Annotated in this window: 22 protein-coding genes and 2 pseudogenes; 19 read left to right on the forward strand and 5 right to left on the reverse strand. The window is 41.4% G+C overall.

Annotated features, from left to right (window positions below; all coding sequences use genetic code 11):
* Positions 1 to 55 precede the first annotated feature (55 nt).
* The 3 genes and pseudogenes from MUN89_RS09615 (at position 56) to MUN89_RS09625 (ending at position 4,162) form a co-directional block, all read left to right on the forward strand.
* Complete coding sequence (locus tag MUN89_RS09615) at positions 56 to 1,204, forward strand: cysteine desulfurase family protein (protein WP_244713187.1); 1,149 nt, start codon at positions 56 to 58, stop codon at positions 1,202 to 1,204.
* Positions 1,201 to 2,412, forward strand: a complete 1,212-nt coding sequence (gene thiI, locus MUN89_RS09620; RefSeq protein ID WP_244713188.1) for a tRNA uracil 4-sulfurtransferase ThiI — start codon at positions 1,201 to 1,203, stop codon at positions 2,410 to 2,412. Before MUN89_RS09615 ends, thiI begins: the two co-directional genes overlap by 4 nt.
* A gap of 329 nt (positions 2,413 to 2,741) precedes the next feature.
* Positions 2,742 to 4,162: pseudogene (locus tag MUN89_RS09625) on the forward strand (amidohydrolase).
* Positions 4,163 to 4,316: 154 nt separating this feature from the next.
* Here MUN89_RS09625 and MUN89_RS09630 read toward each other — a convergent pair.
* Positions 4,317 to 5,120, reverse strand: a complete 804-nt coding sequence (locus MUN89_RS09630; protein WP_244713190.1) for an NAD kinase — start codon at positions 5,118 to 5,120, stop codon at positions 4,317 to 4,319.
* 157 nt (positions 5,121 to 5,277) lie between these two features.
* Between MUN89_RS09630 and tpx the strand changes: the two genes are divergently transcribed.
* The 5 genes from tpx (at position 5,278) to MUN89_RS09655 (ending at position 9,685) form a co-directional block, all read left to right on the forward strand.
* Entirely contained in the window at positions 5,278 to 5,793 is a 516-nt protein-coding gene (tpx, locus tag MUN89_RS09635) for a thiol peroxidase (RefSeq protein ID WP_244713192.1), read from the forward strand.
* 118 nt (positions 5,794 to 5,911) lie between these two features.
* Positions 5,912 to 6,898 carry a class I SAM-dependent methyltransferase gene (locus MUN89_RS09640; protein ID WP_244713194.1) on the forward strand — a complete coding sequence of 329 codons (987 nt, stop codon included), beginning with the start codon at positions 5,912 to 5,914 and terminating at the stop codon, positions 6,896 to 6,898.
* A gap of 131 nt (positions 6,899 to 7,029) precedes the next feature.
* Complete coding sequence (locus MUN89_RS09645) at positions 7,030 to 8,217, forward strand: acetate kinase (protein ID WP_244713196.1); 1,188 nt, start codon at positions 7,030 to 7,032, stop codon at positions 8,215 to 8,217.
* 123 nt (positions 8,218 to 8,340) lie between these two features.
* Positions 8,341 to 9,186 (forward strand): EcsC family protein, encoded by an 846-nt coding sequence (locus tag MUN89_RS09650; protein WP_244713197.1) that lies wholly within the window; start codon positions 8,341 to 8,343, stop codon positions 9,184 to 9,186.
* Entirely contained in the window at positions 9,173 to 9,685 is a 513-nt protein-coding gene (locus MUN89_RS09655; protein ID WP_244713198.1) for a MogA/MoaB family molybdenum cofactor biosynthesis protein, read from the forward strand. The genes MUN89_RS09650 and MUN89_RS09655 overlap by 14 nt, the downstream gene beginning before the upstream one ends.
* A gap of 37 nt (positions 9,686 to 9,722) precedes the next feature.
* On the opposite strand, the gene MUN89_RS09660 is transcribed toward MUN89_RS09655, so the two are convergent.
* Positions 9,723 to 10,175, reverse strand: coding sequence for a universal stress protein (locus MUN89_RS09660; protein WP_244713199.1), 453 nt, complete (start codon positions 10,173 to 10,175; stop codon positions 9,723 to 9,725).
* Positions 10,176 to 10,984: 809 nt separating this feature from the next.
* Here MUN89_RS09660 and MUN89_RS09665 point away from each other — a divergent pair.
* The 9 genes and pseudogenes from MUN89_RS09665 to MUN89_RS09705 all read left to right on the forward strand — a co-directional run bounded on the left by MUN89_RS09665 (position 10,985) and on the right by MUN89_RS09705 (position 19,464).
* Positions 10,985 to 11,743 (forward strand): SDR family oxidoreductase, encoded by a 759-nt coding sequence (locus MUN89_RS09665; protein ID WP_244713200.1) that lies wholly within the window; start codon positions 10,985 to 10,987, stop codon positions 11,741 to 11,743.
* Between the two features lie 148 nt (positions 11,744 to 11,891).
* Positions 11,892 to 13,009 (forward strand): annotated as a pseudogene (gene ald / locus MUN89_RS09670) (alanine dehydrogenase).
* A gap of 133 nt (positions 13,010 to 13,142) precedes the next feature.
* Positions 13,143 to 13,652, forward strand: a complete 510-nt coding sequence (locus MUN89_RS09675) for a DUF4178 domain-containing protein (protein ID WP_244713201.1) — start codon at positions 13,143 to 13,145, stop codon at positions 13,650 to 13,652.
* A 15-nt stretch (positions 13,653 to 13,667) separates the two neighbouring features.
* Positions 13,668 to 14,339 (forward strand): PspA/IM30 family protein, encoded by a 672-nt coding sequence (locus MUN89_RS09680; RefSeq protein ID WP_244713202.1) that lies wholly within the window; start codon positions 13,668 to 13,670, stop codon positions 14,337 to 14,339.
* 74 nt (positions 14,340 to 14,413) lie between these two features.
* Complete coding sequence (locus tag MUN89_RS09685; RefSeq protein ID WP_244713203.1) at positions 14,414 to 15,097, forward strand: DUF4247 domain-containing protein; 684 nt, start codon at positions 14,414 to 14,416, stop codon at positions 15,095 to 15,097.
* Between the two features lie 13 nt (positions 15,098 to 15,110).
* Complete coding sequence (locus tag MUN89_RS09690) at positions 15,111 to 15,506, forward strand: DUF350 domain-containing protein (protein ID WP_244713204.1); 396 nt, start codon at positions 15,111 to 15,113, stop codon at positions 15,504 to 15,506.
* Between the two features lie 223 nt (positions 15,507 to 15,729).
* Positions 15,730 to 17,280 (forward strand): polyamine aminopropyltransferase, encoded by a 1,551-nt coding sequence (locus MUN89_RS09695; RefSeq protein WP_244713206.1) that lies wholly within the window; start codon positions 15,730 to 15,732, stop codon positions 17,278 to 17,280.
* 32 nt (positions 17,281 to 17,312) lie between these two features.
* Positions 17,313 to 17,993, forward strand: coding sequence for a metal-dependent hydrolase (locus MUN89_RS09700; protein WP_244713207.1), 681 nt, complete (start codon positions 17,313 to 17,315; stop codon positions 17,991 to 17,993).
* A gap of 157 nt (positions 17,994 to 18,150) precedes the next feature.
* On the forward strand, positions 18,151 to 19,464 hold the full coding sequence (locus MUN89_RS09705) for a DRTGG domain-containing protein (RefSeq protein WP_244713216.1): 1,314 nt from the start codon (positions 18,151 to 18,153) through the stop codon (positions 19,462 to 19,464).
* Positions 19,465 to 19,504: 40 nt separating this feature from the next.
* On the opposite strand, the gene MUN89_RS09710 is transcribed toward MUN89_RS09705, so the two are convergent.
* Positions 19,505 to 19,798, reverse strand: a complete 294-nt coding sequence (locus MUN89_RS09710) for a YtpI family protein (RefSeq protein WP_244713218.1) — start codon at positions 19,796 to 19,798, stop codon at positions 19,505 to 19,507.
* Positions 19,799 to 19,918: 120 nt separating this feature from the next.
* On the opposite strand from MUN89_RS09710, the gene MUN89_RS09715 reads away from it, so the two are divergent.
* On the forward strand, positions 19,919 to 20,869 hold the full coding sequence (locus tag MUN89_RS09715) for a DHH family phosphoesterase (protein WP_244713219.1): 951 nt from the start codon (positions 19,919 to 19,921) through the stop codon (positions 20,867 to 20,869).
* A gap of 72 nt (positions 20,870 to 20,941) precedes the next feature.
* Here the strand turns inward: MUN89_RS09715 and ytrI are convergent, their stop codons facing one another.
* Positions 20,942 to 21,442: a sporulation membrane protein YtrI gene (ytrI, locus tag MUN89_RS09720; RefSeq protein ID WP_244713220.1), complete on the reverse strand. Its 501-nt coding sequence runs from the start codon at positions 21,440 to 21,442 to the stop codon at positions 20,942 to 20,944.
* Complete coding sequence (locus tag MUN89_RS09725) at positions 21,442 to 21,774, reverse strand: sporulation membrane protein YtrH (protein ID WP_244713221.1); 333 nt, start codon at positions 21,772 to 21,774, stop codon at positions 21,442 to 21,444. Before MUN89_RS09725 ends, ytrI begins: the two co-directional genes overlap by 1 nt.
* Positions 21,775 to 21,909: 135 nt before the next feature.
* Between MUN89_RS09725 and dnaE the strand changes: the two genes are divergently transcribed.
* Entirely contained in the window at positions 21,910 to 25,281 is a 3,372-nt protein-coding gene (gene dnaE / locus MUN89_RS09730; RefSeq protein WP_244713222.1) for a DNA polymerase III subunit alpha, read from the forward strand.
* Positions 25,282 to 25,337 lie beyond the last annotated feature (56 nt).

Below are 25,337 nucleotides of genomic sequence, written 5' to 3' on the forward strand. Positions count from 1 at the left end.
ATTCGTGGTATGATAATATAATGGACTGCAAAACGTTAGTAAAGGAGCTTTCCTGATGATTTACTTAGATAATAGTGCTACTACTCAGCCTTTTCCAGAAGTGCTTGAGAGCTTTTATAAAGGATCTACAGATTTTTTTGCCAATCCATCTTCCATTCATCAGCTGGGCAGCCGTTCTGAAAAATTGCTTTCTGAAGCAAGAAAACAAGCGGCACGTTATCTAAACGTGAACGAAACTGAAGTGGTTTTCACGTCCGGAGGTACAGAAGGAAATAATTTAGCGATCAAAGGTGCTGCCTTCATGCATCAAACTAGGGGAAAGCATATCATCACTTCTCAAGTTGAACATCCTTCCGTCCTGGAGGCGTGCCGTTCGTTGGAAACATTAGGCTATGAGGTGAGTTACGTAAAGGTGAACGAAGAAGGTCGCGTGAATCTGGAAGATATCAAAGAGGAAATCAGGGAAGACACCATTCTTGTAAGCTTAATGTCAGTAAATAATGAACTGGGGACGATTCAGCCCATAGAAGAAGTGGCAAATTTGTTATCCAGCTATCCTAAAATTCTTTTTCACGTCGACCATGTTCAAGGATTAGGTAAAGTCCCTATAGACATTGGAAATCGTGGAATTGATTTATGCACACTATCCGGCCATAAGATTCACGGGCTAAAGGGTACTGGTGCATTAATAGCTAAACAGCATGTGTCTTTATTTCCATTATTCCATGGCGGAGGCCAAGAAAAAGCGCAGCGTTCTGGAACGGAGAATTTACCTGGAACGACTGCTTTTGTAAAAGCATTAAGACTGATAGAAGAGCTCCACTCCAAAGAGGCAGAACAGCTGCAGTCGCTCCACGATCAGCTCTACAGCAGTTTACAACAAATAGAGAAGGTTAAACTTAATTCTCCGATAAACGGGGCTCCGCATATTGTGAATTTTTCTGTCCCCGGCTATAAGCCGGAAGTCATTATTCATTCACTCGGGGAAAGGGAAATCTATATATCGACAAAATCCGCCTGCTCCTCTAAGCAGCCGGAGGTGAGCTCAGTACTTCAAGCGTGTCATCTAGATCGAGAACGAACGACATCAGCCCTAAGGGTTAGTCTTTCTTATTTAACGACACGAGAGGAAATTACAAGGTTTATTGCAGCCTTTCATGAAGTGCTTGAAGAACTAGAGGAAACGATGGGGAGGTCCTTATGAACTTTGATAGAATTTTAATAAGGTATGGAGAAATGGCCTTAAAGGGAAAAAATCGCAACCATTTTGAACAGGTATTACAAAGAAACCTTACTTTAAAACTTAGGCCCTTTCCTAACACGAAAATTCGAAAAACTAGAGACCGTATGTACGTACTGCTTAATGGTGAAGAACCAAACGACGTTATGAAAAGCTGCCAGGAAGTATTTGGCATTCATAGTTTGAGTTTTGCTATTAAAGTAGAAAAAAAAGAGGAAGATCTAAAAGAAGCTGCTCTGCTTGCTTTTACTGATGCTTCTTCAGCAAAAACATTTAAGGTCTCCGCAAAAAGAACGGATAAGGATTTTCCGATCCATTCAAAAGAGTTAAATCCTCTTTTAGGTGGACATATATTGAGAAATACAGAGCATGTTACTGTCGACGTCCATAACCCCGATGTAGAAATAAAAGTCGAAGTTCGTAGTGATGCGGCATATGTAACAGCTCAGGATTATCCTGGCGCCGGGGGGCTGCCAGTCGGTACAACCGGTAAATCACTCCTGCTTCTTTCAGGGGGAATTGATAGTCCCGTGTCAGGCTATTTAACATTGAAGCGAGGAGTGGAGCTCTCTGCTGTTCATTTCCACTCTCCACCGTACACGAGCGAGAGAGCTAAACAGAAAGTCATTGATTTAGCTGGCGTGTTGTCAAAATACGGCAACCAAGTAAACGTGCACGTGGTTCCGTTTACTGCAATTCAGCAGAAGATTCACAGAGAGATGCCGGAGGGCTACAGTATGACGATTATGCGCCGGATCATGATGCGGATCAGTGAACTGATCGCGCGGAAGGAAGGAATTCTATCCCTCACTACTGGTGAAAGCCTGGGTCAAGTAGCAAGTCAGACAATGGAAAGCATGAATGCGATCAACGAAGTAACGAACTATCCAATTATCCGGCCATTAGTTTCAATGGATAAATTGGAGATCATTGATATTTCACGAAAAATTAATACCTATGATATCTCTATAAGACCCTATGAAGATTGTTGTACTGTGTTTGTTCCAAAAGCACCAAAGACGAAGCCAACTAGAGAAAAAGCTGCTTATTACGAAAGCAGTACCGATTTTACAAAGGACGTTCAAACCGCATTGCAGCAAACCTCTGTTATCCAGGTAAAAGCGGACACCTCAAGTAAAGAGATCGAGGATGAATTCAACGACCTGTTGTAAATTATTAAATCTGTTCGAGACTGTCGAGAGAAGCTTCGGCAGTCTTTTTATATCGATACTTACAAATTCGAGGAGGAAAGAAGAGGTTTTTTATTGAATGGCTTCCAATTTAACAAAGTCTATGGTATATCTTACAGTAAAGTGCGGAAGGGTGAACGGTTATGAAATTTTGGTTTGGCGGCAAAATTTATACGATGCAGACAGAGGGCGAATGGGTGGAAGCGGTCGTTACGAATAAAGGAAAAATCGTAGAAATAGGGGAAACCCAAAAGCTCTACTCACGATATAAAAATGAAATAAAAGAAGAATTTAATTTAAAGGGTTCTGTGATGTATCCCGGCTTTACAGACAGTCATTTACACATTATTGGACACGGAGAAAGGTTAATGCGTCTAGATCTTTCGTTTATGAAATCAGCCGAAGAAGTGAAACAGGCATTAGCTCAGCATGCAGAACAACTTGAGCCGGGAGAATGGATTATCGGTGATGGATGGAACGAAAATCAATGGCAGGAGAAAAGGATCATACATAAAAATGAACTGGATGAAATATCTACCGATCACCCGATGATGCTGACAAGAGTCTGCAGACATGCCTTACTCGCTAATACGAAAGCCATGGAGCTTGCAGGAATTCCTGAAGTAATCGAAGACCCTCAGGGTGGTGTAATAGTAAGAGATCCCGACGGAACTCCTACAGGGTTATTTCATGACCGCGCTCAGGATTTAATTAAACAGGCTATGCCTGAAGTTACTCCAGAGTATTTAAGAAAAGCAGTCGATTTAGCTGTGAAGGATATGTATAAGTTTGGACTGGTAGGGGGCCACAGTGAGGATTTAAATTATTATGGTGGATTTAAGAAAACCTTTGATGCTTTTACTTCGATAATCGATGGAGCTCAAATAAAATTTAGAGCTAATCTCCTTGTTCACCACGGCGTGGTAGACCAAATGGCTGAAGAAGGACTTGGTTTTAAAAAAGGCACCCATTTTGTGGAATTAGGGGCGATGAAAATATTTGCAGATGGGGCTCTCGGGGAAGAACAGCCTGGCTTGTAGAGGAATACAATGATGATCCCGGAAATTACGGAGTAGCTATTCATTCATTACAGGAGATGACAGAGCTGGTTAAAAAAGCCCGAAGCTATGGGATGCCGGTCGCCATCCACTCAATTGGTGACGGGGCAGTTGAAGCAGTGGCTGATGTCATTGCAAAGCACCCAGCACCTGAAGGAGAGAGAGACCGGATCATTCATGCGCAAATCCTGCGTCCTGAATTAATCGAAAGGTTAAAAACTTTGCGAGTCATTTTGGATATCCAGCCGACTTTTGTCGCTTCTGATTTTCCCTGGGTCATCCAGAGACTCGGGAACGTCCGTTTAAAAACATCTTACTCCTGGAAAACGTTAATCGATGCTGGGATCATTTGCGCTGGAGGTTCGGATGCACCGATTGAAGAAGTGAACCCGCTTCTTGGAATGAGAGCTGCGGTTGATCGAAGAGCCAGCTACGATCACCATGTGTATCAAGTTGAAGAGAGGCTGTCCGTGTACGAAGCCATCTCGCTTTACACAAAAGGAAGTGCAAAGGCAATATCCAAAGAAGACCAATATGGAATGATCAAAGAAGGGTATGCCGCTGATTTCACTGCTTTGGACAGAGATCTATTTGCACTTAAATCTCATGAATTAGCGGAAGCCACAGTTACACTAACTGTTGTGGATGAAGAAGTAATGTATCAGCGCTCGTAATCATCCCTTGGGTGAAAATGAATAGACGGATCACTTGTCCATATAACTAACAACGCAGAAAGAGAGCAGCCGGTTACGATAGGCTGCTCTCTTTTTTGCATTATTTAAGTATGGATAAGAGATCTAAGAAGAAATACGAGTACCTATGAATGGACTACAAAAAAGTCCGTTTCACTCGATCCCAATACGTATTATGTTTTAGTTTTACAGTTTTAATAACATCTTGACTAAGGTGGACAGTAACTTCCTGGATATTACTGATTGAAAAAGCCTCGTTATCCATTCCTATGATCGGAAAATCATTCCCGTTCTGCTGCACGTGTAATGTTAACTTACGTTCAGAGCTCAGAATAAATGAAGAACCTAACGTTCGGAATCGGTTGTTGTTCAAAGAAGCAAGTTCACTCACTTGAAAACAAGGAAGCTTAGGATCGACTACGGCTCCTTTCGTAGATTTATTATACCCTGTACTGCCGGTGGGAGTAGCTACGATCAGTCCATCTCCTCTAAATGTTTCAAAATGTAAGTCATCGATAAAGACATCAATATCAATTGTCTTTATCAAGGTTGAACGAACACTACATTCATTGAGGCATTTAAAGGTCGATTGGTTGTTGACAGTAGCTTCAATTACCGGAAATCGTCGCACCTCAATTTGTGCGTTAACCATGGAGTGAACCATCTCAGAATGATTTTCGATATCAAAGTCACAATAGAGACCAGCTTCATTACTCGTACGGATTCCCACATACAGGCAATCCTGACGAAAGCCTGTTTTTCTCACTGCCTGCAGGAATGTCCCATCTCCTCCTACAGCGATAATAATATTGGCATCTTTCGATTCTTCCACAATATGAAAATCATTTTCTTCAGCTAACTTGAATAAATGGGGAAGTTTTTCATTTAACTCATCATTAGGCTGATAGAAAAAGTATAAATTTCTACGTTCATTATTCATAGAAGTCCCTCCTTTAACCGTCCTGTCATTGTTATTTTATCACTTCAAGTCCGAGATGAATAGAATGAGCCGTTTTCTGCCATCTCCTTTAGTTAGACACTTGTAGATTTAGCCTTCATAATTATGTTGTGAGCAAATATTAAATAGGAGGCAAACTATGCTGAACGTCACTTATAAGGAAGAACCTATCACATTGTCAGGTGAACAATTAAGTGTGGGGGATCCTGCTCCTGAGTTTACCGTACTGGATAATAAAATGAATCCTGTTACGCTGTCGGACTTTGAAGGCAAGATTAAGCTGATTAGTGTTGTTCCTTCTATCGACACAGGAGTCTGTGACTCTCAAACACGCCGGTTCAATGAAGATGCCAACCGGCTGGATAATGTGAAGGTTTTAACGATAAGCATGGATCTTCCTTTTGCCCAGAAACGGTGGGGCGGAAATTCGGGAATTAATAACGTAATTACATTATCAGATCATAAAGATGCTTCTTTTGGTAGGGCATACGGGGTATTAATTGAAGAAATGAGGTTATTGACAAGAGCTATTTTTGTTGTAGATACAGAAGACGAATTGTACTATGTGGAATATGTAGAAGAAGCCACTAAGCATCCTGATTATGAAAAAGCGATTCAAACGGCGGAATCCTTAAGCGAAGAGCGAGGGAGTTGAATCTCATCCATTATTTCGATATGGTATAAAAGGAACGAGTAGCAAACACGACTTATTGTGGCGCATTTTGCAGAAAATGCGCCCTTTTCTTTGAAATAGGATGATAGGAGGATCAAGATTGAAGCAGGAACATGTGGAAACCTTATATAAGTGGATTGATGAATGTTCGATGAAAATTTCTGAAGGTATGAACCTTACTTATCTGGAGGCTCTTACTGAGACACTGGAAGTATTATTCAACACCAAACCTTTTTCTGACATGGGGAGCGAATTAAAGACTTATCTTACCAACCAATTAACTAAAGTAAACACAAATTCATATGACAAAGAAGAAATTCGAAAGGCCATCCAGCTGGCAATTTTAAAGGGAATGAAGGATGCGACGCAGCAGCAGCACCTGGTTACACCGGACTCTGTAGCTATGTTTATGGGTTACATCACTTCAAAACTATTTGAAAACCAAGATGAATTGAGAGTATTTGACCCTGCATGTGGAACGGGGAATCTATTAACATCCGTGCTTAATCAGCTGGACAAGAATGTGTTTGCTTATGGGAGTGAAGTAGATCGTACCCTTCTTCAATTGGCTGCTGCTAATGCGAATTTACAGCAAAATCAAGTGGAGTTCTTTCATCAAGACAGCCTGCGCCCATTCTTACTTGAGCCAGTAGATTTTGTCCTTGCCGATTTACCGGTTGGATATTATCCCGATGATGTACAAGCAGCTGATTATCAGCTGAAAGCTGAAGAAGGTCATTCCTATTCCCATCATTTATTTATTGAACAAGGGTTGAATTACGCTAAACAAGGCGGATTTTTAATGTTTATGGTTCCCAATTTTTTATTTGACAGTGAACAGTCTGAACAATTAAAAACTTATCTTCGGGAAACAGCCCATATTGTTGGCATGCTGCAGCTTCCTGAAACACTTTTTAAAAACGAAAGGCATGGAAAAAGTATTTTGATTCTTCAAAAGAAAGGAAATCACACCAAAGCGCCTAAACAGGCACTGCTTGTCAAGCTTCCTTCCTTTAAAGACCCTGATTCCATGGCGAATATTATTGCCCAGATGAACAACTGGTTTGACACTTATAAACCGACATAATTGTGAGAAAATAAAAACAATAGGAAGTAAACGTTACCATGTTTGTTTCGCCTTGAAAATGCCTGAAACGGGTGATTTAATGTTAAGTGGTATTAAGATACGAACCTACTTTTTTGAGGGGATGAACAACGTTGAATAAAATTCTTGCGATAAATGCAGGCAGTTCTTCTTTAAAGTTTCAGTTAATAGAAATGCCTGAAGAAAAAGTCATTACGAAAGGTCTTGTAGAAAGAATTGGTATCGAAAACTCTGTGTTTACCATAGAGGTAAATGGAGAAAAAGATACTCAGGTAACGGATATTCCAGATCATGCAGTAGCTGTCAATATATTATTAACAAAGCTTACGGACAATGGCATCATCCAATCCCTGGATGAAATTAACGGCGTCGGCCACCGTGTAGTGCATGGTGGAGAATGGTTTAGTGACTCCGTTCTCATTACTGAGGAAGTCATCAAAGAAATTGGAGATGTGTCCGAATTGGCACCTCTTCATAACCCGGCTAACTTAACCGGCATCCTTGCTTTCCGTGAAGTGCTTCCTCACGTGCCTCACGTGGCTGTGTTTGATACGGCATTCCACCAATCTATGCCTGAGCAGTCCTACTTGTACAGTCTTCCTTATGAATATTATGAGAAGTATGGAATTCGAAAATATGGGTTCCATGGCACTTCTCATAAATACGTATCACAACGTGCCGCTGAAATGCTCGGAAGACCGATTGAAGAACTTCGCCTGCTTTCCTGCCATTTAGGAAATGGGGCAAGTATTGCCGCAATCGAAGGTGGAAAATCGATCGACACATCTATGGGCTTTACTCCGCTTGCCGGTGTTACTATGGGAACACGTTCAGGAAACATAGATCCTGCCCTTATCCCTTTCATTATGGAGAAAACAGGGAAGACGGCTAATGAAGTGATGAATGTCTTGAATAAAGAAAGTGGCATGCTTGCCTTATCTGGATTCTCCAGTGATCTACGTGATATTGAGCAGAAATCTAATGAAGGAGACAAGCGGGCTGAGCTTGCCTTAGAAGTTTTTGCCGCTCGCATCCACAAATATATCGGTTCCTATGCTGCTCGCATGCATGGGATTGATGGAATTATCTTTACTGCAGGAGTAGGGGAGAACAGTACTACAATGCGTGAACGTGTCCTTAAAGGACTGGAATTTATGGGAGTGTACTGGGATCCATCCCTGAATAAGGTAAGAGGAAAAGAAGCCTTTTTAAACTACCCTCATTCCCCTGTAAAAGTGATGATCATTCCGACGAATGAAGAGGTTATGATTGCTAGGGATACAGTTGAAAAAGGTTTGTAAATGGTTCAGCCGGCGGAGATGCTTCTCTGCCGGCTGTTATTTATTTATAGAGAGCGTACGAATCACCTTTTATTCTGTTTGTATTAAGGCTACAATTAACATAGATCAACCTTTAAGGAGCTGATGGTCTTGTCTCGAGAAAGCATGGCGGAAGAATTAAAAAAGTGGATTGACCATATTAAAGGGTATCAGGCGAATGATTTTGAAATGATGTACGATGACTGGGTAAACCAGAGCTTCTATCATTTAGATGAAAAAGTGAAATATAGATTTTTTTCAAGACTGGATACTTGGCTCTTTCATTCTCATGCATTTTTGCAAGGGACTTCTTTTCAAAATGATGCGAGAGAACGAATATTAAAAATTGGACGAATTTTTAATAATGAAATTGAAGAAATCAATGACATGAAGGAACTTTCGATAGATCAATTAACGTACATAGCAGAACAGCAGGTAGCCAGAGGCCGGTTATACTCGTTTGCCCAGGGAGGCTTAACGGGAACGGGGGGGTGGCTTCTATTAGGTGTGGACTTTCCTGTAATGATGATTTTAAATCTGCGGGCTGTACAATTAATCGGACTTACCTTTGGCCATGAAATGAATCACCCCTATGAAATGCTGCTTTCGTTAAAAGTATTTCACGCGGCGACCCTTCCTAAGCGAATGCAGTCGTACGCATGGGAAGATTTGGCGGCCGAAGTCAAAAATCAAAAAGATCCGTATGTTTTTGAAGCGAACGATCAGCTTACGAATGAAAAATGGCTGGAGCAGCCCTTTAAACAGACGTTCAAATCTCTGTTCATATTAATGTTCAGGAAAAAATTATTTCAAGGGATTCCGCTTATCAGCGTGGGAATAGGGGCGTATTCTAATTTTCAGCTGACAAAGCAGGTGACTGAATTTGCCTTAAAGTTTTATCAGTACCGTTATTTCAAGATGGAACAGGAGAATGGACATGACTATACATAATCACAGGCGGCAAGCGGTGCAAAGCGTAAAGTGCAAAATCATCACCATAAGTGACACACGAACGAAAGAAAATGATAAGAGCGGAAGAATGATGAAGGAGTATCTCGAAGGTGCTGTTCATGAAGTCTTAAATTACACGATCATTAAAGATGAACAATCGGCGATTGAAGAAGCTGTTAAGGAAGGAATCAACAATCCGGAAATTGAAGCCATACTTACAAATGGCGGTACAGGTATCGCTCCAAGAGACGTTACTATCGAAGTAGTGGAGTCATTATATGATAAACACATTCCAGGATTTGGCGAACTGTTCCGTATGCTGAGTTATACAGAGGACATCGGCTCAGCTTCTCTGCTTTCAAGAGCTTCTGCCGGTATAGTGGGGAAAACGGCTGTATTCTCGACTCCTGGATCCAGTGGAGCCGTCAAACTTGCTATGACTCAATTAATTCTACCAGAACTAGGTCACGTCACTGCAGAAATGAAAAAAAAGGAATAAAACTAGAAACTCCTCATCCGTAGATGAGGAGTAAAAATTAAGGTTTTTCGTCATTGTCCCGTACTACAAGGACATCACAATTAGCATAACGCGTAATGTGCTCAGAAACACTTCCGATGAAAAAGCGTTCCATGGCATTCAGTCCAGTAGCACCGCAGATAATTAAGTCCGCCTGATGCTTAGGGGCAACGTCTTTTGCGATTTTTACTTTTGGAGAGCCATAGTCGATGTCTACCACTACATTGGTGACTCCTGAATCATTCGCTTTTTGCTGATATTCATCTAAGAGCTCAGTAGCATACTTTTCAGCCCGAATGGCGAGTGAGCGGTCATAAGCTTCTACCGTGGCAAATGCACGGGTATCTACGACATGAGATAAAATGAGCTTTGCATCATTTCGTTTTGCAATATCAATAGCCTTTTTAAAAGCCACCTCTGCGGTTTCAGAGCCATCAACTGCCACGACAATATCTTTGTACTCGAATTTCATCACTAGACACTCCCTTCCTTTACTTTAATTATATCATGTAAATTGCCAGTATTGCTTATTGTCTTACGATTATTATGGGGATTGTGTGAACATAATAGGGATGCCGGCCCCTTTGGAGAAAGGATTCGGAGTTAGGCGTAAACTTGTGTGTCCACGCTAATTACCCCTGCGCACTCAGCTGATTGGCTTGGTCCTTTTCATGTTGCTGGCCCATGCAAAAAGGAAATGCAGCTATTCCTAACGATGGACGGGAGGCATCCTTAGGTCAGAAACAATCCACTCCTTATCACAATAAAGTTATGAAAAATCCGTCTCTGGTAAAACAAGCTTTCCGGAGTATTTTCATTCAGGTACATTCGTTTCATATAGTAAAAGTCGCTTAAAGATGGATGGGAATCACCACTGTTCCGAGGGCAGAAAGAATTTGGATGATTACTTGCAGAAGCATGGGGATCAATGTTATGAAATAATTGAACGGAGCCACAGTCCTTTACACTTTAATAAAGAGAAGTTTCTGATCCAGCCAACACCAGTGACTTGGTGTCCAGGCATAACTCGTTATATTTGCAGAAGCTGTTACACCAGATACATAATGAACAACAGGAACATTTGAAAAGAGAAGCTTAGCTGAATAAGAATCCGGGTGTACACTTACATGCCAAAACTCCTGGACTTCTGTTCAGCTGTGCGTGCTTTCACGTAGATACATTCACTTCTCCTTAGACGAAATCTTTGTACAAAACAGAAATTTACGTGTGAATAGACGAACTGCACTCATCAAGAACCTTGAATCAAGGAGGAAGTCCGATATGCGCCATGCCATTATTACAGCAGGATCGAAAGGGTTAGGTAAGAAAGTTACCGAACATTTTTTAAGGAAAGGACATTCAGTAACCGTTACATACCGGAGCGATAAGGAGAAAGCTATGCAGCTTTACGAGGAGTTTCCTCACTTAACCGATCGCATTCATATTATACGAACGGATGTGACTTCAAGGCAGGATTTATTTGCTCTCGTCGATGAAACGATCGACCGCTTTGGACGAGTGGATTTCTTAGTCAACAATGCCGGCCCTTATATTTTTGAACGAAAAAAATTGATGGATTATTCAACAGAAGAGTGGGACGCTATGATTAGAGGCAATTTAGATGCTGCTTTTTTTCTATTGAAGAAAACAGTCCCGCACATGAGAAAACAGAAGTTTGGCCGCATTATTAATTATGGTTTCCAAGGTGCTGGAGAAGCTTCGGGGTGGATTTACAGGTCCGCTTTTGCTGCTGCAAAAGTAGGGCTTGTATCCCTGACGAAGACATTAGCATTAGAAGAGGCTGAGAATGGGATTACTTCCAATATGATATGTCCTGGAAACATTAAAGGAAATTTAAAAGAATCCACCATTCAAGAGGCAAGAAACAAGGTCGATCCAGATACACCGATTGGAAGGCCCGGAACAGGGGAAGATATTGCACGAACCATTTCTTTTCTTTGTGAAGAGGATTCAGATATGATTACCGGCACGATCTATGAAGTAACAGGAGGATTAGATGTGATCCATCGTCATCTGTAGAAAAACTGAAAATTCGAATACCTTTTAAAAGGGTATGGAATTTTGAATGGATTTGTTACAATGGGAAGGCTTACACCGGACGCGGCATTTACTTCAGGGAAAGTGTAAGAGGAGTTCTTTAGAGAATCGAATGGGAGGCTGGATGCTCATGAAAATCGGAGTACCAAGAGAAGTCAAAAACAATGAAAATCGCATAGCTATGACCCCAGCAGGCGTTATTTCACTAAAAAATGCTGGTCACGAAGTATATGTCGAGCAGGGTGCTGGTTTAGGTTCAAGTTTTACAGATGAACAATACCAGGAAGCAGGAGCTGTGATCGTAGCAACGGCGCAGGAAGCGTGGAGTCAGGAAATGGTGATGAAGGTTAAGGAACCACTTCCAGAAGAATATACTTATTTTTATGAAGGTCTTATTTTATTTACTTATTTACATTTAGCACCTGAGCCTGAACTAACGAAGGCATTAATTGAGAATAAAGTGGTAGCTATCGCCTATGAAACGGTACAGCTGCCTAATGGCTCCCTGCCATTGTTGACTCCGATGAGTGAAGTGGCGGGACGTATGGCTTCCCAAATCGGTGCTCAGTTCCTTGAAAAATCACATGGAGGTAAAGGCATTCTCTTAGGAGGAATCCCTGGTGTAAGAAGGGGACGGGTCACGGTTATTGGTGGTGGAGTCGTTGGAACGAATGCTGCCAAAATCGCGATGGGCTTAGGCGCAGATGTCACTATTATTGATTTGAATCCGGAGCGTCTCCGCCAGCTGGATGATATCTTTGGCTCAGACATCAATACGCTTATGTCGAACCCCTTAAACATTCAGGAATCTCTACAGGAATCTGATTTGGTCATTGGAGCTGTTTTAATTCCTGGAGCAAAAGCCCCTAAATTAGTGACCGAGGATATGGTTCAATCCATGCCGGAAGGTTCAGTGATCGTTGATGTAGCCATCGACCAAGGGGGATTTTTGCTACGACTGACCGGATCACCACACATGATGATCCTACCTATGTAAAACATGGGGTAGTTCATTATGCTGTAGCAAATATGCCTGGTGCGGTTCCACGTACATCCACCATTGGTTTAACAAACGTTACAGTCCCTTACGCCCTTCAGTTGGCAAATAAAGGCTATAAGCAGGCATGTAAGGATAACGAAGCATTATTTAAAGGCATTAATACTGCTGAAGGATATGTGACATATCAGGCGGTTGCTGAAGCGCATGGGCTGGAATATGCAAGTGCGCATGAATTATTAAAGATTTAAATACGTCTATGAGAAAATCAGCAGATGCAAAAAATCTGCTGATTTTTTTAAAATTTAAATAGAGAATGAAACCTTATTCGTGATTCATCCGTACATACAGATATCAAGAGAAATGCGAAGGTGAGGTGAGCATTTGGGCTTTTTTTCGAGAATGTTTTCAAAAAAGAAAGAAGCACCAGAAGTAAAGGAGAGGACTGCATTATCGATCCAAGTCGGGGATATCGTAACTTACGATCTCGTTGATTATGAAGTGGTCGGCAAAATCTCTTACCGAGATGGTTCATACGAATGGTTTGCCTATCAATTACTGGAAGGCAGTAATACGAAGTGGCTGTCTGCTGAAATGGATGATGAGCTTGAATTAGGGATCTATGTTACAGTTAATTTACAAGTGAATCCCCCATTTCCAAAGCAGCTTACCTATGAAGGAACCACTTATTATAAAGATGAAGAAGGGGAAGCACATGTAAAAGGGGAAGGCAGAAGCCGGAATATTGATAACCGGTCTACACGCTATGCTGATTATATTTCGGATGATGAAGAATCATACCTCAGTCTTGAGTCATGGGGAAGTGAAATTGAAGTCAGCTACGGTTATGATATAGAGCCATATGAAATAAAGATTATCGCAGGATCAAATTAAAAAGGAGGATCTTTGATGTTTAAATTTTTCAGTCGAGTCAAAACGGTGGTTGGTGCAGAGCTGAATGCCATGCTTGATAAAGCAGAAGATCCAGTGAAAATGCTGGATCAGTTTATGAGAGACATGGAAAGTGATATTCGCGAAGCAGAAAGTGCGGTTGCTAAGCAAATAGCGAATGAAAAAATGCTGAAACGCAAATATGATGATTCTCAAGCTTTAGTGGATAAACGAATGCAGCAGGCTGAAAAAGCCATAGACGCAGGAGACGAAGATCTGGCCCGTCGTGCCCTGGAAGATAAAAATAATCACAAAGAACAGGCAGATCAGTTGAAAGCTTCCTGGGAAAGAGCTAAAGAAGATTCCAATAATCTTCGCAAAAAACTAGACGAAATGAAAAAAGAATACCAGGAAATGAAATTGAAAAAAGATTCATTAAAAGCGAGAGCGGAATCTGCTAAAACCAGAACAAAAATGAACCGTACGATGTCCAATATCGGTGGAGATGAATCACGTCAAGGGTTTGAAAGAATGGAAGAAAAAGTTATGCAGTTTGAAGCGGAAGCTGAGACGAGCGAAGACTTATCGAAATCCAACCGTTCCCTGGACGATGAATTCGAAGCTCTTGATAAAAAAGATAACGTGGACGATGAGCTTGCTGCTCTGAAGAAGAAAATGAATAAAGAATAATCGCTGGCAGAATTCCGGATATCCGTGCCTGACTGTTGAAGTCAGGCACGAATATATTTGGAAGGGGGACTCGTGTGAGGAATTATGCTGGGTTAATTATTGTAGGAATAATAGCCGTCATATTAATGTTTAATTTATTTAACAGACCTGACAATACAGCTAATCGCGGAATGTCAGGGGGAGGAAATTATCAAGAGAATACATATGAAGATCTGCCTGATGAGCCTGAAAAATCTGAAATTCTAGATACGATCAAAGCAAGCAGTAATTCATCGATTCAAAACGTTGTAAAGCAGTCATTTCCTTTGCTGGATACAGTTAAAACGGATCAAGGGTTATCAAAAATTTACGTCACCCGCAAACTCAGCCTTCCCGAAGCTGCTGATGCTTTATCCCAACAAGTAAAACCTCAGGAAATAAGCAAGCGTCAGGAAGGGAAACAAGTACTGGTTTATAAAAATGATTTCGTCATCCTGCAGGAGAGCCAGGAGCAAAACAACGTCGTTTTTATTGAACTTGCGAGTGACCAGTTTGTAAGAAATCATTATTCACCTAGTTTCTTTGACGGTCTGCTTGCTTATTACATTTTAGATGAAGTGCTGGATGCTGATGATTGGTTTAAAAAACGGAAAGCAAAGTGCCAGACCCAAGGGAATTGTTATGGAGGGTATGTTCGTTCAGGTGGTTTTAATTCCGGTAAGACTGGATCTTTCCGTGGGTCTTCCCAGCGTGGTGGCGGTCCTGGAGCAGGAAAATAAAGGAGGCATATAAATGGAACCTTTCTTAATGACGTTAGCGTATTTTGTGATAGCAATTTTTGTTGTACTAATTGGCCTGGTTGTATTTGAATTCATTACTACGAAATATAAAGACTGGGAAGAAATTGGATCGGGCAATCAAGCCGTTGCCTTATCGATTTCGGGAAAAATAATTGGCATCTGCATCATTCTGTCGTTTGCCATTTATAACAGTTTGACCATATGGGATACGATCATTTGGGGAGCATACGGAGTAGTATTGCAAATGGTTGCCTACTTATTGTTTGAACTGTTTACGAGAAGTTTCTCTGTGGGTTCTAAGCTTAAGGAAAACAACATGGCAGTTGGTATTGTCTCTATGGGCGTCTCGATCGGGTTAGCATTTGTAATTGGGGCATCTATTACATAACCCTAGTCTATTATTTGGATGATTTCTCCTTAAAAGCCACTAAGGATCGTTTCCTGGTGGCTTTTTTAGATGAAGGAAATGAAAGTAATGATGTCAGCATGCATGTGTTTTGACGCTGGGGTGGTTCTTCATTCTCGATTACAGGAATCCTTCCTTGATTGCAGATGTTCCCACTAACGTTTAATGACATCACTAAGAGAGCAAAAAGACCGGAGTGAATAGTATGGCAGCGAATTTTCAAAATAAAACCCGTTTCATTTATTGGGCCTCTGGCATTGTCTCGATTTGCGGAATCATTTTTGAAGTGCTTTTTGGGGCCTTAGGTTCTTACATTTTAGGAGATGGGGTGAAACAATATACGCTCACGATCAGCTTGTTTTTGACAGGTATGGGGATTGGCGCAAGTATCAGTGAAAAGGTGATGAAGCGACTGGTGATCACCTTTGTCTGGATTGAGTTTATGGTGGCCCTTGTCGGTGGTTTTTCAAGTTTTATGATGTTTGGCATGACTGCTTTTGCTCCTGAAGGAACTGACGCGCTGTTTCTCTACCTTTTAACTTTTACTGTGGGAGGATTAACAGGGCTGGAACTGCCTATTTTAATACGAAAAGCGAATGAAATCGGGGAAGAACTCAATCGAAGTACAGCCCGCGTTCTATTTTCTGATTATGCGGGTGGATTAATAGGCGGATTGCTTTTTGCATTTTACCTGCGTCCTCAAATGGGCATGGTGAAGAGTGCTTTTTTTGTAGCTTGTATCAATCTTGCTATCGCGATCGGTGTGCTCTATCTATTTCGTAAAGAAATCAATCGTTTGAGATTCCATACTGCTGCTGGTGTCCTGATTGGTCTTCTATTGATAGGCGGGTTGTTTTTTGGGGAGGAGATGGCTTTTTCTTTTGAACAAAAACTTTATAAAGATCCGATCATTCTTAAAGAGGACAGTGCTTATCAGCATATTGTCATGACTAAAGAAGAAGGAGACACCCGGTTGTATTTAGATGGATCTTTACAATTTAGTTCTTCTGATGAGGAGCGTTACCACGAAACCCTCGTCCATCCACCGATGGCGGAAGCCTCAAAGAGGGAACATATTCTTATCTTAGGTGGAGGAGACGGTCTTGCGGCAAGGGAAGTGCTTCAATACCCGGAAGTAAAAGACATTACGTTAGTCGATTTGGATCCAGCGATGACTAAGCTTGCTAAGACGAATTACCACTTGCTGCAAATGAATAAAGGGTCGTTATTAAATGATAAAGTGACCGTTCTAAATAAGGATGCTTTTCAATTTTTGAAACAATCCGAATCATTTTATGATGTCATTCTCGTTGATCTGCCTGATCCAAATAACGAAAGTTTAAACAAGCTTTATACAAAAGAATTTTATTCACTCGTGAGAAATCATTTAGATCCCGGTGGAGCGGCGATGATACAAGCGACGAGTCCGGTGTTTGCTACAAAGGTTTACTGGACAATCAGCGATACCATTGAAGCGACAGGTCTGTACACCGAAAATTTTCATGTGGATATTCCAAGCTTCGGGAATTGGGGCTTTGTGATGGCCAGCAGGGAACCGATTGATGCAGGAAGCATTCATTTAAAAGCAGACACGAATTATTTAACAGACGAGCTGTTAAACTCCATGACGGTGTTTGGAAAGGATGAAGACAGGGAAATCATATCCAAGGAAGGAAAGAAAGTTTCCTTAAAACCCAATACACTGATCGATCCTCACCTTATTCAACTTTATGAATCTGCATGGCAGCATTACTAGGTGGGACGGAAATTTTATGAAGGAGTGGTAGAGTGAAAGTAACTTATCATGGACATTCTGTCGTAAAAGTAGAAGCAAAAGGAAAAACCATTCTTTTTGATCCTTTCATTTCTGAGAATGGAAACACTGATTTGAACGCAGATGAGGTTACAGCAGATGTGATCTTGTTGACGCATGGACATAATGACCATGTTGGCGATACTTTCGAAATTGCAAAACGCAGCGATGCTCAAATTATTGCTCCGTTTGAACTGGCTACTTATTTAGGAAACAAAGGGTTAAATGCCCACCCAATGTACATTGGGGGCGGAGGAGATTTTGACTTCGGTCATGTGAAATTTACCCAGGCTTTCCACGGTTCCTCTTATACAGAGGAAGATGGTACAATTATTTATACTGGAATGCCTACGGGAATTCTATTAACTATTGATGGAAAAACGATTTACCATGCGGGTGATACCGGGTTATTTTCAGATATGAAAATGATTGGTGAATTGAATGATATTGATCTCGCTTTTCTGCCGATTGGAGACAATTTTACGATGGGGCCGGATGACGCATTGATTGCAGCGAAATGGCTTGATGCAAAACAGGTAGTTCCGATCCACTACAACACCTTTGAATTAATTAATCAAGACGGCAAAGGATTTGCCAATCAGGTGTCTCCAGGTAAAGGTCTTGCTCTTGAACCGGGAGAATCAGTGGAGCTTTAATTAGCGCCTTCTAATCCTTCTACTAATTGGAGTAGAAGGATTTTTTTATGAGGTCATTTACTTTTAACTGGATGAAATTGCAGTGGAACTGTATCACTTGTATAATAACAATAACAGCACTGTATAGTAGTACAGTTAGAAAGAATGGTGAATAGTTATGGCTACGAAACATGAACAGATACTTGAACATATCGAATCCCTGCCAGTGGGAAGTAAAATTTCGGTAAGGAGGATTGCTAAGGCACTTAATGTGAGTGAAGGTACTGCTTATCGTGCAATTAAAGAAGCGGAAAACCAGGATCTCGTAAGTACGATGGAGCGTGTAGGAACCATCCGTATCGAAAAGAAGAAGAAAGAGAATATTGAAAGGCTGACATTTGCAGAAATTATTAATATTGTCGAGGGGCAAGTGCTTGGCGGAAGAGAGGGTCTTTATAAAACTTTAAATAAATTCGTCATCGGAGCGATGAAGTTAGAAGCCATGATGCGCTATACGGAAGCGGGCTCTCTATTAATTGTAGGAAACCGGACTAATGCCCATGAGCTTGCCGTAAAAGAAGGAGCAGCAGTTCTCATAACAGGAGGATTCGATACGTCTGAAACGGTGAAAAAGTTAGCAGATGAAAAAAAGCTGCCTGTTATTTCAACAAGTTATGATACCTTTACCGTAGCCACGATGATTAACCGGGCCATTTACGACCAGCTAATAAAAAAAGAGATTGTTCTCGTGGACGATATCTATACTCCATTTAGTGAATCGACCTTTTTAAAAACGAAGGATACTGTTCAAGACTGGTATCAATATAATCAAGCAACCTCCCACAGCAGATACCCTGTCGTAGATCAGCACAACCGGGTAGTAGGAGTCGTCACGTCTAAAGACGTCATAGGAAAAGAACAGGAATTGACTATCGATCGGGTTATGACAAGGAACCCAATGACAGTGCATACGAAAACCTCTTTGGCGAATGCGGCTCACGTCATGGTATGGGAAGGTATAGAGCTGATGCCTGTGGTCGACGCCTCCCATAAACTGCAAGGGATTATTTCCAGACAGGACGTTTTGAAGGCGCTGCAGCACCTGCAAAGGCAGCCGCAGGTAGGGGAAACGATTGAAGACCTTGCGACTAAACAACTGGAGATGGGAGAAAGCGAGGAGCAGGAATATGTCTTGCGTACCCGTGTAACTCCTCAAATGACAAATCAGCTGGGAACAGTTTCTTATGGAGTATTTATTTCATTAATTACGGAATCAACGAGCAGGCTTCTAAGAAAATATAAAAAAGGAGATCTCGTCGTTGAAAATATTTCGGTCTATTTTATAAAGCCCGTGCAGATAGAGAGCGAGATTCAAATAAAACCGCAGATTCTGGAAGTAGGAAGAAAATTTGCAAAAGTAGACGTAGAGGTTCACCATGATCGATCGATTGTAGGGAAAGCTCTGTTAATGGCTCAGCTAATCGACCGCTGAATAAAAAAGCCGCCCTTTAATATAGGCGGCCGTGATCTTCTTATACAGACTGTTGTTTTGCATATTCATTTTGATAATGACGGGATGCTTTCCATCCGTGACGAAACTGGGCAGCGCCAAGTACTACAAATACAATGCCTATGAACAACGATAACCGCGTTTGATAAGCAAGGTACTGGTTGATGCCGAAGAAAAACACGAGACTGCCAAGGAAAAGGCGTGCTTTACTATTTAAGTATACCTGGGTTAACGGATCCTTTGCTTTGACTACCATCACTTTATAGTAAATGTATAGGACAAGTGAAATGAAAATGATTGTAGATAAAATGATCACTATGATCGACTCCTGAAGTAGATTTTATATGTTCATTTTAGCTTCTTTTGACTGGAAATGCTACCTTATCTAAAAAACGATGCATGAAATTACTTTATCAAAGCGAGAAAGGGGTTTGTTATGTCTATTAAACAAATTGGACAAGCCATTAAAAACTACGATTCCATCCTTATTCACCGCCATGTCCGCCCGGATCCGGATGCTTATGGATCTCAGGCAGGATTGGCGGAATTGATTAAAGCCAGTTTTCCAAATAAAACCGTAAAGATAACTGGAGAAGAAGATCCCTCTCTCAGCTTTTTAGCAGAAATGGAGAACGTAGAAGATGAGGAATACTCAAATTCGTTAGTGATTGTCTGTGATACAGCTAACCAGTCGCGGATAGATGATCAGCGCTATCAAAATGGATCCATGTTAGTGAAAATAGACCACCATCCACTCGTAGATGAATACGGGGATATTCAATGGGTCAACACCGAAGCAAGTTCCGCGAGTGAAATGATTTATCAACTTTATAAAGAACTGCTTGATCAAGGGTTTGTGATGAATGAGAAAGCTGCCCGCCTTCTCTATGCCGGGATAGTCGGGGATACAGGACGCTTTCTGTTTCCGAGCACCACTGAGACAACGCTTCACTTTGCTGCTGAATTAGTCGGCTATTCATTTGATCGGCCGCTTCTTTATAATGAATTATATAAAACTTCTGAAAGACTGGCTAAGCTGAAAGGCTATATTTTGCAGAATTTTACCGTGCATGAAGAAGGATACAGTACCTTTCGCTTGTCAGCAGAAACCTTAAAGAAATTTAATGTCACTTCTACCGAAACGAGTCAGCTGGTGGGAATACTAGGAGACATTGAAGGCGTACTCGCCTGGGCTTTTTTTGTGGAAGAAGAAGATACCATCCGAGTCAGGCTTCGCTCTAAAGGACCTGTAGTCAATGACATAGCGGCCAATCATAAAGGTGGAGGACATCCACTAGCCGCTGGTGCACAGGCATCTGGATGGGAGGAAACGGAGCAGATCGTTTCTGAGTTAAAAATGGCATGTCTCTCTTTCGATAAGGCATAAAGAATTACAAAAGCCTGTAGAAGTCTTATGCTTTTACAGGCTTATTTAGAGGAAAAGGGGATGCCGACGTTATTACTTTTCTATTGTAATCATTAATTGCAGACTTACTGTATGGCCGACAATGAGTTTTTGAACGGTTAACTGATAAGTGAAATCTTCCACTACGAACCTTTTGTTTTCGATAGCGGCAACGATGAGATCTGTTTGACTCGCCACCACATGTATTTCTTTCCCAGGAATAGATTCCAGCTGCTGCTTTATTAGTGTCGTCAGCTGATGCTGTGTTAATAAATCGACTTGCAGCCTTTTTGCATTGGAATAATGGACCGAAATTTCCTCTACTGTACTGTCCTTCGATTGTTCATTTTCTTCTTTTTCATTATTGAGCAGTCCTTCGTATTTTGATTCCAGTTCCACCAAGTCTGCATTCAATTTAATATTTTCCTCTGCATATTTTTCATGCAGCTGTCCGTGGATGAAAATAAAAAATAAATAACCTAAAATCGTTCCAAGCATGACCCCTGCAAAAAATCTGCGCGCTTCTTTTTTTCTTATAAATGGAGGAATATACATCAGGTCACTTCCTCCCCAAGCAGCCATTCTACTAGTAGTAGAGCCGCCTGGACACCTCCCATAGCAGACACGATAATCATAACTTGCTTAAATAAATCAAAGGTAGACCCTTCAAAGATTCCTTTTTCAAAGTTGCTGATTGCATCAAACGTGCCGCCGATGGCTGCGACTATGGCCCATATTCGCAATCCTTTAGCGATTCGGAACATAGCGGTCATAGGTGCTTCTCCAGTAAGAAAACTGCCGATACTTCCAATCAAGGTTCCTCCTGCAATCACACCAAAAGCGATAAAGAAGCATTGCGTCATTGAAATGATTAAACGATCTTCCATCTTGTCCCTCTTTTCGCAGGCAGGTTGTGTTTCTCTACTAAAAAAATTATTCTAAGAGCATACCGAATATGCAGGATGCTTTCCACATCCCATTGATTTTCGCTATAATTCTAAAAAGAAAGAAGGTGAACAGTCATGTCCTTTATTCATCTTAATGTCCGCAGCAGCTACAGCTTGATGAAAAGTACGATCAAGGTTAAGGAGCTAGTGGAGCAAGCAAAAGAACTCGGTTATGATTCTCTGGCTTTAACCGATGAAGGAGTTATGAGCGGATCGGTTTCCTTCTATAAACATTGCAAAGAAAACGGAATTAAGCCGATCCTTGGGATGCATGCAGAGGTTCAACACCAGGAAGAGAGCTATTCTGTAATCTTTCTCGCACGAAATAATGAAGGCTATCAAAACCTTTTAGCTCTTAGTTCGATCATTCAGCTCGATAAAAGGCCTCTGCAGTTTAAGGAATTACATATTCATCATAAAGGACTGCTGATTATCCTTATTTCTTCTTTTTCTTCATTAGGAGCATCTCTCGCAGAAGGAAATATTAAAGAAGCTGCAAATATCGTGCAACCGTGGTATGACTTATTCGCTGATGAGGATATTTACTTGAGCGTGGAAGAACAAAATTCTTATCTGGAAAGACAGATTCAAAAGCCTTTAAAAAAGTGGGCTGAAGCAGAAGATATTCAAGTTACAGCGATTAGTGATGTGCGCTACTTAACCAAGGATGATGATCAAGCCTATCAATGTTTAAGGGCAATTGATGAAGGGAGCCGTTTGGAGATCGATCAAATGCCGATGCTCCCAAAAAGTTTCGATCTAAAGCCGGAATCGGACTTAGAATCTTATTTTTTAGATTGGTGGCCGGAGGTTTTGCTCAAAACCGAGGAAATTGGAGATAAGTGTCAAGTAGAGCTTGAGTTTGGTAAACATTTAATACCTTCCTACCCGGTGCCGGATAAGAAAACTGCTGCTCAATACTTAAGAGAATTGTGTGAAGAAGCCCTTCAAAGTAAATATACAGATCGATACCAAACAGCTGAAAAAAGAATGAATCATGAACTGGACATTATCATTTCTATGAATTTCAGTGATTATTTCTTAATCGTCTGGGATTTCGTCCATTATGCGAGAAGCCGCGGGATTCATGCTGGGCCAGGCCGGGGTTCAGCTGCAGGATCGATTGTAGCTTATCTGTTAAACATCACCCAGGTTGATCCTCTTCACTATCATTTGTTATTTGAACGATTCCTAAATCCTGAGCGGATCTCCATGCCGGATATTGATATAGATTTTCCTGACCACCGTAGAGATGAAGTTATTGCTTATGTAGCTGATAAATATGGGACTGCCCATGTAGCACAGATTTGTACTTTCGGTACATTCGCTTCCCGAAGTGTACTACGGGAGCTTTTCAAAGTAATGAGCATTGACCAAAACGATGCGTCGTTTATTTTGAAGCAGCTGCCTTTTGCAACGACTCATTCTCTCGTTAAGCTTGTACAAGCTTCTGAGGATTTAAAAAATTATATTAGACAATCCAATAAGCTCCAGCTGCTTTTTCGAATTGCTACGAAACTGGAAGGACTTCCAAGGCACATTTCCACGCACGCTGCGGGTGTTGTGATCAGTGAGCAGCCACTAGTGAAGCATACTGCAGTCATGCCAGGACAAGGGGATGTCCATTTAACCCAATTGGCTATGGGCGATCTGGAAAGCATCGGTTTATTAAAGATGGATTTTCTTGGTTTAAGGAATTTAACGTTTATTGAAAGAATGGAACAGCGCATTCGAAAAAATCAAAACCAGGCATTTCGGACCGATGAAATTCCACTTGATGATCCATCCACTTTTCAATTACTCCAGCAAGGCAAAACGATAGGGGTATTTCAACTGGAATCCCAGGGAATGAGAGGAGTTCTAGAACGATTAAAACCGACAAGATTTGAGGACGTAGTTGCAGTCAATGCCCTCTATCGGCCAGGCCCTATGGATTATATCCCTGTTTTTATCAAACGAAAACATGGCGGAGAGCAAGTGACTTATCCGCATCCTGATGTAGAGGCTATCTTAAAGGACACTTTCGGGGTTCTTGTCTATCAAGAGCAGATCATGCAAGTGGCGCAGAAGGTGGCAGGATACAGTTTAGGACAGGCGGATTTACTGAGGCGCGCAGTCAGCAAAAAACAGCAGAAAGTATTGAAAGAACAAGAAGATGAATTTATGAAAGGCTGTAAGCGGCAGGGATACAGCCAGGACATGGGGAAAGAATTGTTCAACTGGATCGTTAAATTCTCAAACTACGGTTTCAACAGAAGCCACGCAGTCGCTTATAGTCTGATTTCGTACAGGCTCGCTTACCTAAAAGCTCACTATCCTTCATATTTCTTAGCAGAATTAATGAATTCTCATTTAGGCGACCGCCAAAAGCTGTCAGCCTACCTAAGGGAAGCGAGAGAACTGAACGTAAAAGTGAAAGGTCCTTCCATTAATCAGAGCTATACGTTATGCGTTGATGAGCGAGGCTCGATCCGGATCGGGTTGATTGCTATTAAAGGCGTCGGATTGCAAGCTGTTGAAGCTATTTTGGAAGAGAGACAACAAGGAAGGTTTAAAGGTTTGAATGATTTCTGTCTTCGTGTCGTCCATCGGGCGGTCAGTCGTTCTGTGATCGAAGCGCTTATATTATCTGGCGCGTTTGATGAACTTCAGCAAAACAGAGCCCAGCTGCTTGCAAGCATTGACCAGGCTTTAGAACAAGGAGAGCTGTTTAAAGAATTTCAAGGCCAGACGGGACTATTCGGAGAAGAACTTCAGACTGGAGAGGACTTTCTGCATGTTGAGCCCTTTCCAATCTTTAAGCAGCTGGCTATGGAAAAAGAAGTACTTGGAACTTACATTTCTGAGCACCCGTTAGAAGCTCACCGTAATTCTTTACGAAAACATGGAGTTCTTTCCATTGATCAAATCTTTTTCATGAAAAAGAATGGGAAGATCGAAACGGCATCCGTTGTCGAATCTGTTAAAGAAATACGTACGAAACGCGGGGAACCGATGGCTTTTGTAACATTAAGTGATGAGACGAGCGAGATGGACGCGGTATTATTTCCAAACGTGTACCGTGAATACAGAAGCTGGCTGAACGAGCAAATGCTCGTGTCTGTTAAAGGGAAAACAGAGAAAAGAAATGATAAAGTTCAACTGATCGTCGAAAAAATTTCTCCTTTTGAAGCAGTGGAAAATCACGAAGAAGAACGAAGAATTTTTATTCGAATACAAGAAAAAGAGGAGCAGGAATCTCTGGACTTTTTAAAAGCCACAGCTGAGTATTTCCCGGGGAATGCAACAGTGCTCATTTTCCGTGCTGATAAACGGGAAACCTACCAGTTAGGGCCGACCTATTCTCTTGCTGTTCATAATGCTTGTCTGGACAGGCTGAAAAGCTTTTTTGGAGACTCTTCTGTTGCGGTTCGTACCCAAAGACATTCGAACGATTCGAAGAACTAAGACCGGGTTTTTCTAAATTCTTTACACAACAATTGCATCTGTTATAATGAAGAAGT

This window comes from Halobacillus salinarum (genome assembly GCF_022919095.1).
GTDB lineage: Bacteria > Bacillota > Bacilli > Bacillales > Halobacillaceae > Halobacillus_B > Halobacillus_B salinarum.